This is a genomic window from Streptomyces sp. SID13031 (assembly GCF_010548305.1).
Taxonomy (GTDB): Bacteria; Actinomycetota; Actinomycetes; order Propionibacteriales; family Kribbellaceae; genus Kribbella.
Map to the genome: position 1 here is coordinate 144,876 of NZ_JAAGLV010000001.1, position 14,113 is coordinate 158,988.

13 protein-coding genes are annotated in these 14,113 nt (G+C 68.0%); 11 read left to right on the top strand and 2 right to left on the bottom strand.

Going from position 1 to position 14,113, the window contains the following annotated elements; all coding sequences use genetic code 11:
- Nucleotides 1-101: 101 nt before the first annotated feature.
- Complete coding sequence (locus tag G3I17_RS00660; RefSeq protein ID WP_164592839.1) at nucleotides 102-707, bottom strand: hypothetical protein; 606 nt, start codon at nucleotides 705-707, stop codon at nucleotides 102-104.
- Nucleotides 708-773: 66 nt separating this feature from the next.
- On the opposite strand from G3I17_RS00660, the gene G3I17_RS00665 reads away from it, so the two are divergent.
- From G3I17_RS00665 to G3I17_RS00675, 3 genes are all read left to right on the top strand, one after another.
- Complete coding sequence (locus G3I17_RS00665; RefSeq protein ID WP_203589568.1) at nucleotides 774-1,166, top strand: hypothetical protein; 393 nt, start codon at nucleotides 774-776, stop codon at nucleotides 1,164-1,166.
- A 116-nt stretch (nucleotides 1,167-1,282) separates the two neighbouring features.
- Nucleotides 1,283-2,269: a GNAT family N-acetyltransferase gene (locus G3I17_RS00670; RefSeq protein WP_164592841.1), complete on the top strand. Its 987-nt coding sequence runs from the start codon at nucleotides 1,283-1,285 to the stop codon at nucleotides 2,267-2,269.
- Complete coding sequence (locus G3I17_RS00675) at nucleotides 2,247-3,317, top strand: potassium channel family protein (RefSeq protein ID WP_164592843.1); 1,071 nt, start codon at nucleotides 2,247-2,249, stop codon at nucleotides 3,315-3,317. The genes G3I17_RS00670 and G3I17_RS00675 overlap by 23 nt, the downstream gene beginning before the upstream one ends.
- An 18-nt stretch (nucleotides 3,318-3,335) precedes the next feature.
- Here the strand turns inward: G3I17_RS00675 and G3I17_RS00680 are convergent, their stop codons facing one another.
- Complete coding sequence (locus G3I17_RS00680) at nucleotides 3,336-4,475, bottom strand: LLM class flavin-dependent oxidoreductase (protein ID WP_164592845.1); 1,140 nt, start codon at nucleotides 4,473-4,475, stop codon at nucleotides 3,336-3,338.
- Nucleotides 4,476-4,692: 217 nt separating this feature from the next.
- Here G3I17_RS00680 and G3I17_RS00685 point away from each other — a divergent pair, with 217 nt between their 5' ends.
- The 8 genes from G3I17_RS00685 (at nucleotide 4,693) to G3I17_RS41950 (ending at nucleotide 14,109) form a co-directional block, all read left to right on the top strand.
- Complete coding sequence (locus G3I17_RS00685) at nucleotides 4,693-5,724, top strand: LacI family DNA-binding transcriptional regulator (RefSeq protein WP_164592847.1); 1,032 nt, start codon at nucleotides 4,693-4,695, stop codon at nucleotides 5,722-5,724.
- Entirely contained in the window at nucleotides 5,721-6,626 is a 906-nt protein-coding gene (locus G3I17_RS00690; RefSeq protein ID WP_164592849.1) for a sugar ABC transporter permease, read from the top strand. The genes G3I17_RS00685 and G3I17_RS00690 overlap by 4 nt, the downstream gene beginning before the upstream one ends.
- Complete coding sequence (locus G3I17_RS00695) at nucleotides 6,623-7,456, top strand: carbohydrate ABC transporter permease (RefSeq protein WP_164592851.1); 834 nt, start codon at nucleotides 6,623-6,625, stop codon at nucleotides 7,454-7,456. The genes G3I17_RS00690 and G3I17_RS00695 overlap by 4 nt, the downstream gene beginning before the upstream one ends.
- A gap of 61 nt (nucleotides 7,457-7,517) precedes the next feature.
- Nucleotides 7,518-8,801, top strand: coding sequence for an extracellular solute-binding protein (locus tag G3I17_RS00700; protein ID WP_164592853.1), 1,284 nt, complete (start codon nucleotides 7,518-7,520; stop codon nucleotides 8,799-8,801).
- On the top strand, nucleotides 8,801-9,943 hold the full coding sequence (locus G3I17_RS00705; protein ID WP_164592855.1) for an ADP-ribosylglycohydrolase family protein: 1,143 nt from the start codon (nucleotides 8,801-8,803) through the stop codon (nucleotides 9,941-9,943). Before G3I17_RS00700 ends, G3I17_RS00705 begins: the two co-directional genes overlap by 1 nt.
- Nucleotides 9,940-11,244, top strand: a complete 1,305-nt coding sequence (locus G3I17_RS00710) for an ADP-ribosylglycohydrolase family protein (RefSeq protein WP_164592857.1) — start codon at nucleotides 9,940-9,942, stop codon at nucleotides 11,242-11,244. Before G3I17_RS00705 ends, G3I17_RS00710 begins: the two co-directional genes overlap by 4 nt.
- A complete protein-coding gene (locus G3I17_RS00715) occupies nucleotides 11,237-12,121 on the top strand; it encodes a ribokinase (protein ID WP_164592858.1) in 885 nt (294 codons plus the stop codon). Before G3I17_RS00710 ends, G3I17_RS00715 begins: the two co-directional genes overlap by 8 nt.
- Complete coding sequence (locus tag G3I17_RS41950) at nucleotides 12,118-14,109, top strand: SUMF1/EgtB/PvdO family nonheme iron enzyme (protein ID WP_164592861.1); 1,992 nt, start codon at nucleotides 12,118-12,120, stop codon at nucleotides 14,107-14,109. Before G3I17_RS00715 ends, G3I17_RS41950 begins: the two co-directional genes overlap by 4 nt.
- Nucleotides 14,110-14,113: the final 4 nt, after the last annotated feature.

The following is a 14,113-nucleotide window of genomic DNA, read 5'->3' on the forward strand; positions in this document are numbered from 1 at the left end:
CCGGTGGGCAAACCCCTTGTCCTGTTGACTTCTCACGCATCGGTTGCCTGATACCACCTTGCTAGTTCGGGCGCAAGTACCGCAACGTAAATCGCGGCGAACTACCAGAGTTGGCCGACGCGTTCGGCCCGCGCGGCGGTCTGCAGCTGGTCGGCCATCTCGACCAGCCGGGAGGCCGACCGGACCAGGTCGTGGGTGTCGTCGGCCAGGTGCGCCCGGCCGGTCGCGACGATCCGCGCGAAGGCGGCTGCGCGATCCAGGGTGGTCGCGAAATCGCCGGTGGCGACACCCCGTAGTACGGCGTCGACCATGTCCCGCACCTCGGTCGGGCCGGGCGGGTCGGCGACGCCGGCCACCACAGCGTGTACCTCGGCGTACTCGCGGCCGGTCGCGTACTCGCGGGAGACCTCTTCGGCGTTGCCGTGCACCCAGGAGCGGAGCAGATAGAGCCGCCAAAGGGTGCCGGGCAGCGAGTCCGCCGGCGAGTCGGACCACAGATCCGCCAGCTCGTCGAGACCGTAGTCGTCGGCCAGTTTGACCACCCGCGCGATCACCTCGGCGTCCTCGCTGGACCGTGCGCCACGCACGAGCAGCTCCGCCGTCCGGTGCGCCACCTCGGCCACCGCGGCCGGATCGTGCGCGCCAGGCAGCGACTCGAACAACTTGGCACCCGGCAGGATCGGCCGGCGCGGGGTAGGAACGGTCACCCGCCCATCGTGCCTGACCGCCCCCAACTCCGCATTCCGACCCGGCGCAGTCAGTACAGTCGAGATATGGCGGGTGGAAAAGGCCGGTTGGCCAAGAACGTGGTGAAGTACGGCGTGCGGTACGGGCCGATGGCGTTCGAGGCCGTCAAGCACGGCCGAGAACCGGCGCAGCAGGCGCTCCAGGCGGCGCTGGCGAAGCGGAACGCGCGGAAGAAGGCGATCGAGCACGCGCTGACCGTGCGGGACGGCTCACTGCTCAAGGTGATCAAGGACGGGCAGTCGGTCTTCTTCGTTTTCAGCGGGGATGCGATCGTCACCACCTATCCGACGGTGCCGCAGTCGGCGTACCCGGAATTGCTGCGGCACGCCGACCTGGATCGCCGGGAGAACGCTCTCGCGCTCGCCGCGAGCAAGCCGAAGCTGACCGACCGGCTGCCCAAGGTGCGGCGCCGCAAGTAAGGGCCGAAAGTGATGGACGCAACTAAGGGTTGACGTCGGTGTAACACGGCGGACCCGGGGTGGCAACACCTCCCGCGCACAGTGGAAGAACGTTTCCACGAGGGAGGGCGTCACCCATGCTCTGGAAGATCAGGACTGAACTCGCTGACCGGCCCGGTGCGCTGGCAGAGCTCGCCGCACGCTGTGGTGCGGACGAGATCAACATTCTGAGCCTGGAGGTCTTCACCGCCGAGTCCGGCGCTGTCGACGAGCTCGTCGTCTCCACCGGCGTCGGCTGGACCGCGGAGAACCTCACCGCCCTGGTCACCGAAGCCGGCTGCACCAGTACTACGGTGCGCCCGTGCCAGGCCGATGTCCTCCACGACGGCCCGACCCGGTACCTGCGCGCGATACTGCGACTCATCGACGACCCGCTGTCGGTGGATGAGGAGCTGGAGAGCCTGCAGGGGTTCGACGAGTACACCCCGGCCGAGTGGGCGCGTGCGGACGTACTGGTCGAGATCGCCGGCCGACTGGCTGAGCGGGAGGTCGGCCCGGTCCAGGAGCCGCCTCGGCCAGGCAGCGCAGTACCGGAGTTGCGCAAGGCCAGTGTCGAGGATGCTGACGCAGTAGTCGCCATGCATGACCGGTGCTCGTACGAGAGCCGCACCAGGCGGTACCACGTCCCCATGCCGAAGCTGACTGCCCGTACTGCGCGCCACCTGTCCGCGCCCGCCGGTGGTGTCTCCATCGTCGCCGCAGCCGGTGAGGCCGTCGTCGGGATGGCCACGGCCGCCCCCTGGGACGAGCTGGGCGGCACGGCGATGGAGATCGCAGTACTGGTCGAGGATGGCTGGCAGCGGCACGGCCTGGGCTCGCAGCTGCTGCGCAGGGTGATCCAGGAGGCGCGGGACCTCGGTGCTGACCGCGTGGTCTGCATGGTGCAGCCGGAGAACGACGCGATGCTGCGGACCGTCGAGGGCCTGCGGATGCGGACCAGGGTGGTGCAGGATAGCGGCCATCTGATGGTGACCGTCGCGCTGTCCGACCAGAGCCTGTCGCATGCGGTGGAACGGCCGTCGGTGCCCTATCGTCAGACGCGTGCCATCCCTGCCCGGTCGTAACCCGCACGGCCTTCTCGTCAACCTGCCCGCGAGCACCCGCTCGCCGGCAGTGGAGTTGTCTCGGCGGCTGCTGATCGCACTCGGCCTACTGGTGCTGATGGTGCTCATCGTGCTGGTGGACCGTGACGGCTACAGGGACACCTATGACGGCCAGGTCGGTTTCATCGACAGCATCTACTACGCGACCGTCACGCTCACCACGACCGGGTACGGCGACATCACACCCGTGACGCCGACCGCCCGGCTGGTGAACGCCTTCATCGTCACGCCGCTGCGGATCGCGTTCCTGGTGGTGCTGGTCGGCACGACTCTGGAAGTCCTGGCGAACGAAGGTCGCCGCATCATGCGCGACTCGCGATGGAGGAAGCGCATGAAGGACCATGTTGTTGTCGTCGGCTACGGCACCAAAGGCCGCTCGGCGGTGCAGACCCTGATCAGCAACGGCGTCAAGCGCACCGACATCGTCGTGATCGATCCACGCGCGACGGCGATCGGTGACGCGGGCAACGATCAGATGGCCGCCTTCCACGGCGACGCGACGAACCGCACGGTACTGCGCCGCGCGGAGGTGATGACCGCCCGCGAGGTGATCGTCACCACCGATCGCGACGACTCCGCCGTGCTCGTCACCCTCGCCGTCCGCCAGCTCAACCCGAACGCGCACATCGTCGTCGCGGTCCGCGAGGAGGACAACGTCCCCCTGCTGCGGCAGAGCGGCGCGGACGCCGTCGTCACCTCGTCCGAGGCAGTCGGCCGGCTGCTCGGCCTGTCCGCTGTCAGCCCAAACCTGGGCGAGGTGATGGAGGACCTGCTGACCTACGGCGAGGGCCTCGAGGTCGCCGAACGCCCGGTCCTCGGCCGCGAGGTCGGCAAGGCGCCGTCGTCGGTCCCTGACCGCGTGGTCTCCGTAGTCCGCGACGGCAAGGTCCACCGGTACTACGACTCGTCCGTCTCGGTCCTCGCCGCCGGCGACAAACTCATCGTCGTCCGCCCAGCCAAGGAAACCCCCTGGGCCGAGCGCCCGGGCGCCGACGACCAGGAAGAGTAACCTCGCCCGCCACGGGGGTCAGATGGCGAACGGGACTGCGGGGTCGGGGGTGGGGAGGGTTCCGCCGGGGCGGGTCCAGAGGCCGTCGCGTTCGAGGCGGGGGAGCACTGACTCGCCGAACCAGTAGGCCTCTTCCAGGTGGGGGTAGCCGGAGAAGATGAACTCTTCGATGCCTACGGCGGCGTATTCCTTGATGCGGTCGGCGACCTCGTCGTGGCTGCCGACCAGGGCGGTGCCGGCACCACCTCGAGCGAGGCCGACGCCGGCCCAGAGGTTCGGGTAGATCTCCAGGTCCTGGGCGCTGCCTCCGTGCAGGGAGAGCATCCGCTTCTGTCCCTCCGACTCACTCCTGTGCAGGCCTTCCTGGACCTTGGCGATCGTCTCGGGTGGGAGGGCTGCGAGGAGCCGGCGGGCCTCGCGCCACGCGTCCTCGGAGGTGTCGCGGGTGATCACGTGCAGCCGGATGCCGAAGCGGACGGTCCGGCCCGCCTCGGCGGCCAGCTTGCGGATCCAGGTGAGCTTCTCCGCGACGGCAGCAGGCGGCTCGCCCCAGGTCAGGTAGACGTCGCTGCGGGCCGCGGCAACTGGTCCGGCGGCCGCAGACGAGCCGCCGAAGTAGATCGGCGGCACTGGGTCGGGCACCGTCACCAGTCGCGCCTGCTCGACCCGCAAGTGCTGGCCCTGGAAGTCGAACGGGTCACCGTGGTCCCACAACTTGCGCACGATCGCCAGGAACTCGTCGGTCCGCTGGTACCGCTCGTCCTTGCTCAGGAAGTCCCCGAATGCCTTCTGCTCGGCGGGTTCGCCACCGGTCACCACGTTGAGCAGCAGCCGGCCGCCCGACTGGTTCTGGAAGGTCGTCGCCATCTGCGCGGCCAGCGTCGGCGACAGCAGACCGGGCCGGAACGCGACCAGGAACTTCAGCCGATCCGTTGAATCGAGCAACGAAGCCGTCGAGAGCCAGGCATCGTCGCACCACAGCCCGGTCGGTGTCAGCGCACCCTCGAAGCCGAGCTCCTCGGCGGCCGTGACGATCTGCCGCAGGTATCTCGTCGTCACCCGCCGGTCGCGATGCACCACCTCGGCACCGTGCCCGCCGCCGGTGATGTTGCGGGAGTCGCCGGAGGTCGGCAGGAACCAGTGGAAGGTCAGAGTCATCGGGGCTCCTGGCGGGTGAGTACGGGTTCTCCATGGGCTACTAAGTCGATGAGACTAGTTGACTTAACAGGGGTCGCCGGCCGTGTCCCACATGGCGGGCGGCGGTGGTTGCCCGGAGTGCGGACCAGGTGACAGCGTGGTCCGGTGTTGACGGTGTTTGCGCGGCGTCCTACAGTCTGTTCTGTAAACGATTACAAGAACGATTACAGGAGGCTGCGTGAGCCGGCCGACGATCGCGGGAGTGGCACGAACCGCCGGAGTTTCGGTGGCCTCGGTGTCGCGTGTGCTGAACGGGCTGCCCGCGACCGAGGAGATGGTCGAGCGGGTCCAGCGCGCGGTGGAGGAGCTCGGCTATGTGCCCGACTCCAGAGCACGATCACTCAAGGTCGGGCGGACCTTCCAGCTGACCCTGGCCGTGGCCGACGTCGGTAACCCCGTGTACGTGACGATGATGCGCGCGGTCGAGGAGGTCGTCTCCGCCGCGGGGTACCGGCTGGTGGTGACCACGACCGGGCCCGATGTCGTCGACGAGGTCGCGCTGGTCCGGGGGATGGCTCGCGGGTACGCCGACGGCCTGGTGATCAGCCCGCTGCGGGTGGACGACGACCTGATCAAGTCGATCCGTGAGTGCGACGTACCGGTGGTCGTCGCCGGCAACGTGCCGGCCTCCGCCGGCGTCGACACCGTCCGCGCGAACTCGCCCAAGGGCATGTTGCTCGCGGTCGAACACCTGCTGGCCAAGGGACGCAAGCGGATCGCCTTCGTCAACGGCCCGGTCGACACGGTTCCCGGCACGGCCCGGGCGAAGGGCTTCGCCGACGCGATGAAGGCGAACGGTCTGCGTCCGGTGGCCGAGGTCGAGGCGGTCGACTTCACCTTCGCAGCGGGACGTGAGGCCGGGCGCGAGCTGCTGTCGTCTGTTGCCGGCAGCAATGGCGCGTCGACCGCGAAGGCGCGGGCTGCTGCTCCCGACGCGGTGATCGCGGCGAATGACCTGCTGGCGGTCGGGCTGATGCACGAGCTTGCCGCCGTCGACCTCGTAGTACCGGATGACGTCGCGGTGATCGGGATGGATGACAGTGAGCTGGCCGAGCAGTCGTTCCCGCCGCTGACGAGTGTCAACCTCGGGTCGGCCGAGCGGGGCCGCCGGGCCGCCGAGTTGCTGTTGGCAAGGATCGAGGATGCCACCCGGACGCCGCGGCGGATCGTGGTCCAGCCGACGCTGAGTATCCGGAGGTCGACGCCATGAGCGCGGCGACGCTGGCGACGACGCCGAAGAAGCCGCGGCAGAACCGGGAGGCGATCTTCCTGTTCCTGCCGGCGCTGCTACCCGTCCTGCTGCTGAGCGTCTATCCGCTGGTGCGCGGGATCGCGCTCGGCTTCACCGACGCACGCGCCGGGCTCAACGTCGACACGAGCTTCATCGGCTTCGGCAACTTCGGCAAGCTGCTGCACAACGGGCTGTTCTGGGACTCGTTCAAGATCGGCCTGATCTGGACTCTCTCGGTGACGATCCTGCAGTTCGTCGCCGCTCTCGGTCTGGCGCTGCTGCTGAACACCGATCTCCGCTTTCGCGGCGTCGCGAGAACGCTCGCGCTGATCCCGTGGGCGATGCCGCCGGTGGTCGTCGCGATCATGTGGCGGCTGCTGCTGCACCCCACCAACGGCCCGGTCAACGAGATCCTGCAGAACCTGCACCTGACCGACCACCCGATCAACTTCCTCGGCGACTTCAGTACCGCGCTGCCGGCGGTCATCGTGGTCGGGATCTGGGTCGGCATGCCGATGACGACCGTGACTCTGCTGGCCGGCCTTCAGAGCATCGACAGATCGCTGTACGAGGCTGCCGCGGTCGACGGTGCCGGAGCGTGGTCGCAGTTCTGGAACATCACGCTGCCGCAGCTCAGGACGGTGATCGTCGCGATCACGAGTCTGGACATGATCTGGAACTTCAACTCGTTCGGCCTGGTCTACGTGCTCACCGCGGGCGGTCCGGGTGGCAAGACGATGCTGCCGATGCTGTTCGCCTACAACGAGGCCTTCCGCTACGGCAACTTCGGGATGGCGGCCGCGATGGGTGACGTGATGGTCGTGATCATCATCGTGTTCCTCGCGTTCTACCTCCGGAACCGGCTGAGGAGCGAAGCATGAGAACGCGACCGGCGGCCCGCGCGGCGCAGTACGTCGCGGTGATCTGCTACCTGATCTTCCTCGGTTTCCCGTTGCTCTGGCTGATCTCGAGTTCGCTGAAGTCGCCGCGGGAGTTCGCGAGCATCACCCCGTCGATCCTGCCCAAGCACCCGGACCTGTCGAACTACACCGATGCGCTGAGAGAACAGGGCCTGGTCCACTCGATGTGGAACAGCCTGCAGATCTCGGTCGCGTCCACGGTGCTGGTGCTGATCGTTTCTCTCCCGGTCGCCTACGCTCTCGCGCGGTTCCGCAGCCGGCTCCGGCCGATCACGAACGGCTGGATCCTGGTGAGCCAGGTGTTCCCGGTGATCTTGATCGTGATCCCGCTGTTCATGATCCTGCGGCCGCTGCACCTGACCAACACGATCCCCGGCGTGGTGATCGTCTATATGGTCTGGTCGATGCCGTTCGCGCTCTGGATGCTGCAGGGGTACGTCGCCGCGGTGCCGCGTGAACTGGAGGAGGCGGCGTCCGTCGACGGCGCGAGCCGGGTCCGCACGATCGTGTCGATCGTGATGCCGTTGCTGCGGCCGGGGCTGATCGCGACCGCCATGTTCACCTTCATCTCGGCGTGGAACGAGTTCTTCTTCGCCCTGGTCCTGTTGCAGGACCCGCAACTGAAGACGCTACCGCTGGTACTCGCCCGCTTCGTCGGCGCCGAGGGCCAGGTCCAGTTCGGGCCACTCGCGGCCGCGTCCGTCCTGGCCACCGTGCCGAGCCTGGTTTTCTTCGCTTTCCTGCAGCGCCGGCTGACCTCCGGTCTGTTGAGCGGCGCTGTCAAGGGCTGAAAGAACTGAGAACTAAGAACCAAGAAACAGAGAAAACGGAGTAGAGGGCTAGGAGAGAAACATGTTCAGAAAACCCCTGATCGCCCTGCTGGCGGCGAGTGCTCTGGTGACGCTCGCGGCCTGTGGTGGCAACGACGACAGCGGATCCGGTGATGGTGGTTCCACCGAGAAGGTGACGCTGAAGTTCCAGAGCCTCGCCTTCCAGAAGACCACCGTCGCCGCGACCAAGAAGATCGTCGCGGACTGGAACGCGGCCAACCCGAACATCCAGGTCGAGTACGTCCAGGGCAGCTGGGACTCCGTGCACGACCAGCTCGTCACCCAGTTCCAGGGCAGCACGGCGCCCGACGTGATCCAGGACGAGTCCGCCGACATCACCGGCTTCGCGAACCAGGGGTACCTCGCCGACCTGTCGCAGTACCTGAGTCAGGAGACGAAGGACGCCGTCTCGCAGGGCGTCTGGGACACGGTCTCCAGCGACGGCAAGGTGTTCGCCGCGCCGACCTTGCTGCAGTCGTACGTCGTGTTCGGCAACACCGCATTGCTCAAGCAGGCCGGCATCGCGACCACGGGCGACTCGCTCAGCTGGGACGACCTGCAGGCGAACGCCAAGAAGCTCACCACCGGTGGCAAGTACGGCCTCGGCTGGGGGCTGAAGAGCCCGACCGCGACCGTGCTGAACCTGGGGATGAACTTCGACGGCGCCTTCTTCGAGGGCACCGGCCGGGACGCGAAGGCGAAGATCGGCGACGCTGAGCTCGAGGTGCCGAAGCGGATCCACGCGATGGCCTACACCGACAAGTCGATCGACCCGACGTCGCTGACGCAGAGCGGATCCGACGTCTTGCCGGGCTTCTTCGGTGGCAAGTACGCGATGATTGTCGGCGGCAACTATGCCGCGCAGCAGATCGTCGAGCAGGCGCCGAAGGGCTTCCAGTGGGAGGTACTGCCGCCGCTGAAGGGCACGTCGGAGAAGCAGGCCGCGAACCCGCAGACGCTGTCGGTGCCGGCCGAGGGCAAACACATCAAGCAGGCCGCGCAGTTCATCGACTACTTCATGAAGGCCGACAACCTGGCCGCGGTCGGGCAGGGTGACTGGCTGATCCCGACCACGCAGGCGGCCCGGGACGCGATCGAGAAGGCGACCGGCGGCAAGAACGGCTGGACCCAGACGCTGGCCAGCGGTGAGCAGCTGACCAAGGCGCCGTTCCAGAGCGTCGAGAACTACCCGAAGTGGAAGGACCAGATCGCGACTCCGGCGTTGCAGGAGTTCCTCGCGAACAAGATCGATCTGGCGGGCTTGGGCAAGAAGTTGAACGATGGTTGGGGGCAGGTCAACAGCTGATGTCAGCACTCGAAGACAAGTCGGTAGGAGTCCTCGTCGGCTCGGCGGTCGGTGACGCGATCGGCGGGGCCGTCGAGGGCTGGACCCCGGAGGCGATCCGGGAACGGCACGGCGGCTGGGTGACCGGCATCGTCGGCCCGTGGTACGACGACTGGCGCAACGCGCGCCCGATCGCGCCGTACCACAAGGGCGATGGGCACATCACCGACGACACGTTGATGACGCACGCGCTGGTCGAGGTGTACGACGAGCTCCGCGAGCACCTGGACGCGTACGCGATCGCCGAGTCGCTGGTACCGAAGCTGCTGACCGAGAAGCGCTGGATCCCGGAGCTGGAGACCGAGGCGTTGCTGCTGCAGCGCGTCTTCCTCGCCGAGAAGTGGCTGGTGGCCCGGTTGCACTACGGCCACATCGATCCGCGTGAGGCCGGCGTCGGGAACATCGTGAACTGTGGCGCGGCGATGTATGTGGCACCGGTCGGAATCGCCAATGCCGGCGATCCCGCCGGGGCCTACGCGGAGGCGATCGATCTCGCTGGTGCGCATCAGTCGAGCTATGGGCGCGAGGCTGCCGGCGTGCTCGCGGCGGCGGTGGCGGCCGCGATGATGCCTGAGGCAACGGCTTCGTCGGCGGTCGCGGCTGCCCTCGCGCTGGCCAAGGACGGCACGCGTTCGGCGGTCGAGGCGGTGGCTGAGGCGGCCGACGGGCTGACGGATTGGGAGTCGGCGATCCCGGTACTGCGGAGGGCGGTGGAGCCGTTCGACACCGTCGGGCCGGAGTACCGGAATCAATCGCTCGATGCGCGCCGGCCGAGCCGGACGAAGGCGATCGAGGAATTGCCGGTCGCGCTGGGTTTCGTCCTGGTCTCCGGCGGGAATGTTCGGGAAGCCGTGCTGGGCGGCACGAACTACGGGCGCGACGCCGACTCGATCGCGTCGATGGCGGGGGCGATCACGGGTGCCCTGAACGGCACGGGCGCGGGCGGCGTACCGGCCGAGTGGGCGGCGACGATCGCCGAGGCGAGCAAGACGGACCTGGAAGAGCCGGGACGGGTGATGGCATCGGTGGCGACGGACTTGCACGAGGCCGACACACGTCGCTTCACCCATCGGAGTGAAACGTTGGAGAGACTGACCCGATGAGACTGACCTGGGTGCAACCGGAGGACCTCCTCCCGCACCAATTGGTCCAATCCGCAGCCGAGGGCGTCGACGTCACCGACGTCGCCGACCGCTGGCAATCAGCAGGCGGTACTACGACCGCGCCCGTCTCGGGTGCGTCCGACAAACCGGCTCCACCGGAGCTGCGAGCGCTGGCCCGCGAGCTCCTGGAGGAACTGGACACCCACTTCGCCGGATGGGTGCCACCGGAGATCCCGCAGCTCCCGTTGCTGGGTGCCGCCAAGGACGGGCGAGTGCTGAACGCCTGGCTCGGCCGGGCGGCCGGCAACCTCTTGGGGAAGCCCGTCGAGAAGATTCCCCGGGAGGGGATTCGGGAGATTCTGCAGAGCTCCGGGCAGTGGCCGTTGGCGCAGTATGTGACTGCGGCCGGGGTGCCGGAGGAGGTGCTCGGGCGGTGGCCGTGGAACCGGCGATCGAAGCCGACGAGCCTTCGTGAGGTCATCGACGGGATGCCCGAAGACGACGACCTGAACTTTGCGATCCTGGCCTTGCAACTGGTGGAGCGGCACGGCGGTGAGCTGACCACCGAGGACGTGGCGGCGGCTTGGCTCAGCGATCTGCCCGCGGGGCGGGTGTTCACGGCTGAGCGGGTGGCCTACCGGAACCTGCTCGACGGGGTGGATCCGTTGCGAGCCGCACTTGTGCGGAATCCGTTCCGGGAGTGGATCGGGGCGCAGATCCGGACCGATGTGTATGGCTGGGTGAACCCGGGGGACCGGAGCGCCGCCGCGCGGCTGGCGCTGGCTGACGCGCGGTTGAGTCATACGGGTGCGGGTATGGACGGCGCGATCTGGGTGGCCGCGATGTCGGCTGCGGCGATGGTGCTGGACGACCCGATCGCGGTTGCGGAGGCTGGGCTGGAGGCGATCTCCGTCGACAGCGAGATCGCGCGTGCCGTGTGCTTCGGGCTGGACCTGGCCGAGGCGCCTCTGGATGATGCGCTGGACGCGTTGCACGCGCGGTACGGGCACCTCCATTGGGTGCACTCGGTGAACAACTCCGCACTCACCGCGTATGCGCTCACGGCACCCGACTTTGCGACCGGGATCGGCCGCGCGGTGATGGGCGGCTGGGACACCGATTCGGCCGGCGCCACGGTCGGTGCAGTGCTTGGCGCGGTGCTCGGTGTTCCGGCAGAGTGGGCCGGACCGCTCGACGACCGGCTGGCGACCAGCCTTCCTGGGATGGGCCAGGTAGCGATCAGCGAGCTGGCGGCACGGACGGTGGCAGCACAACGGAAGGTGGAGGCTCGGCGTGGCTGAGGTCGTAGTCGTGGGCAGCGCGAACGTGGACCTGGTGCTAACGGTCCAGCGGATCCCACGACCCGGCGAGACGCTCCTGGCGAGTGGGCTGACCCGCGGCCCCGGCGGCAAGGGCGCCAACCAGGCGGTCGCCGCGGCCCGCGCAGGCGCCTCGACGGCCTTCGTCGCCTCGCTCGGCGCGGACGACGGTGGCGCCCTCCTGCGCCACGCCCTCGAAGGCTCCGGAGTAGACCTCTCGCTCGTCTCGACCTCCGACAATCCGACCGGTACTGCGATCATCACGGTCGCCGCCGATGGCGAGAACTCGATCGTGGTGGCGCCGTCGGCCAACGCCGACCTGTTGCTCTCGGCGGCGGCGCTGGCCGTGATCGGCCAGGCGAAAATCGTCCTTTCCCAACTGGAGATCCCGTTCGCCACGGTCCAGGCGGCAGCCGAGGAGAGCGCGTACTTCATCCTCAACGCAGCCCCGGCGGCCGAGCTGTCCGATGAGCTGCTCGCGCACGTCGATCTGCTCGTCGTGAACGAGACAGAAGCCGAGGCAGTGGCCGGTACGAAGCTCTCCGCGCTGCTCGACCGGGTGCCCGCCGCCGTGGTCACGCTCGGCGCCGAGGGGGCGGTGATCTTGTCCCGGGATGCCGAGGAAATTCGTATCCCGGGCGTGTCGGTCGAGGTCGTCGACACCACCGCCGCGGGGGACACCTTCTGCGGAGTGCTCGCGGCGACCTTGGCTGCCGGATCAACTACAGCCCGCGACCTGACGAATGCGGTCCGACGCGCTAACGTTGCTGCTTCACTGAGCGTTCAAACCGCGGGGGCGATCCCGTCGGTGCCTCACGGGGAAGTAATCGACGCGCGCCTTGCGGAGGTATACCTGTGAACCCCCTCGAGCCCAGGCCGATCGATCAGCCCGCGAAGGTCGATCTCGGCCTGCGGGTGGATCTGGCCTTCCTCGACGACGCCAAGATCCTCGGCGCCCCCGAAGACCCGACCGATCTGCCGCGCTGGCGGGGCAAGCTCGCTGAGTGGTTGATGGGTGCGTACGACCGGACGGCGTACGACGGTGGGCTGCACTACGAGGTGCCCGGGCGCGAGTGGACCCAGACGGCGTACTCGGTGGCGCTCGTCTGGCTCTGGGACGACCAGTTGTACGACGTCGACGCGGGCGTCTTCACGTCGGAGAAGTTCGTCCAGCACGGGATCGACGACTTCGGTGGGTACGACGCTGTGGTGCTGTGGCACGCGTACCCGGTGATCGGGATCGATTCACGCAACCAGTTCGACTTCTACCGCGACGTACCGGGCCTGAAGGAACTGGTCGCCAAGTTGCACGAGCTCGGGCTGAAGGTGTTCTTCGACTACAACCCGTGGGATGTCGGCACTCGGCGCGCGGCGCGGCCCGACGGGGACGAATTCGCTGCCCTGGTTGGCGAATTCGGGGCCGATGGCGCCTTTCTCGACACGTTGAAGGAAGCCGATCCGTCGTTCACCCGGCCGTTGAAGCGGGCCAATCCCGCGATCGCCTTCGAAGGTGAGTCACGGTTGCCGTTGGCAAGGATCAGTGACCACGCACTGTCCTGGGCGCAGTGGTTCGGCGACACCCGGGCGCCCGGTGTCCTGCGCGCGCACCTGTTCGAGCGCCGGCACATGATGCATCACACCCGTCGCTGGAACCGCGACCACAGCGATGAGCTGCAGTCGGCCTGGGTGAACGGCGTCGGCATCCTGGTCTGGGAGTCGGTGTTCTCGGCCTGGGTCGGCTGGAACGCGCGCGACCGGGCGACGCTGCGGCGGATGGTCGCGGCCCAGAGAGCGTTCTCGCCCGTACTGATCGGCGGCGACTGGATCCCGCTGACGCCCGAGATCCCGGACAAGGCGCGTGAGCACGGCGTCTTCGGGTCGCGCTTCGAGCTGGCCGACATCACCTTCTGGACGCTGATCAACCGCGACGACGAGGACTTCGAGGGCGTCGCCCTGCGTTCCGAGGATCAGGTCGGCGACTGGTACGACGTGACGTCGGGCGTGCCGATCACCGCCGACGACGACGGTGTGCATCTGGTCGTACCAGGTCGCGGAGTGGCCGGGATCGTCCGGGTCGGTGCGACGGCCGGGCAGGGCTGCCGGGTGACCGCGCGCCGGCTCGGCACGATGTCGCGGCCGCACGTGAAGGACTCGGCGTTCCCGATGTCGCCGGCTGTCCGGGTTGTGGTGCCTGAGGTCTCCGGTCCGGCGATGATCGGGGAGACGGTCGAGGTACCGGCTGGGGAGCGCTCTCTGATGGTTCGGCACCGGCGGCGCGAGACGGGGCTGTACGACCAAGCGCCGTACGTGGAGGAGTGGAAGCCGTTGCCGCCACGCCTGCACGACATCCAGACCGTGACGCGTGAGGTCGCGCTCTCTGGGGTGTCCGTGGCTGTTCGTGAGGTCACCAACGCGGAGTACGCGGAATTCCTGAAAGCGACTGGCTACAAGCCGAAGGTGGCAAACCGGTTCCTCGCACACTGGATCGGTGGGGCTCCTGTGGCCGGCACCGAGGACCAGCCGGTGACGTATGTCGATCTGCCGGATGCCCGGGCTTATGCCGTGTGGCGTGGTGGTCGATTGCCCACTGAGGACGAGTGGCAAGCCGCGGCCGGACTGGACCGGTTCACCCGCGCCGAGCCGCTGGTCTGGAACCTGACCGAGAGCGAGCACCGCGACGGCCGCAGCCGGTTCTGCATCCTCAAGGGCGGCTCGTACTTCGTTGCCGAGGGCTCCGACTGGTACGCCGACGGCGGACCGCAGGACCCGGAGGTCAGCTTCAAGCTGGTCCTCACCGGTGGCGGACTGGATCGCTCCGAGACCATCGGTTTCCGGTGTGCGGGATGACGCT

Bases quoted from the DNA above. Each gene is read 5' to 3' on its own strand.
- G3I17_RS00705 (WP_164592855.1), top strand. From the start codon at position 8,801: ATGTCAGCACTCGAAGACAAGTCGGTAGGAGTCCTCGTCGGCTCGGCG.
- G3I17_RS00670 (WP_164592841.1), top strand. From the start codon at position 1,283: ATGCTCTGGAAGATCAGGACTGAACTCGCTGACCGGCCCGGTGCGCTG.
- G3I17_RS00680 (WP_164592845.1), bottom strand. From the start codon at position 4,475: ATGACTCTGACCTTCCACTGGTTCCTGCCGACCTCCGGCGACTCCCGC.
- G3I17_RS00665 (WP_203589568.1), top strand. From the start codon at position 774: ATGGCGGGTGGAAAAGGCCGGTTGGCCAAGAACGTGGTGAAGTACGGC.
- G3I17_RS00695 (WP_164592851.1), top strand. From the start codon at position 6,623: ATGAGAACGCGACCGGCGGCCCGCGCGGCGCAGTACGTCGCGGTGATC.
- G3I17_RS00710 (WP_164592857.1), top strand. From the start codon at position 9,940: ATGAGACTGACCTGGGTGCAACCGGAGGACCTCCTCCCGCACCAATTG.
- G3I17_RS00700 (WP_164592853.1), top strand. From the start codon at position 7,518: ATGTTCAGAAAACCCCTGATCGCCCTGCTGGCGGCGAGTGCTCTGGTG.
- G3I17_RS00690 (WP_164592849.1), top strand. From the start codon at position 5,721: ATGAGCGCGGCGACGCTGGCGACGACGCCGAAGAAGCCGCGGCAGAAC.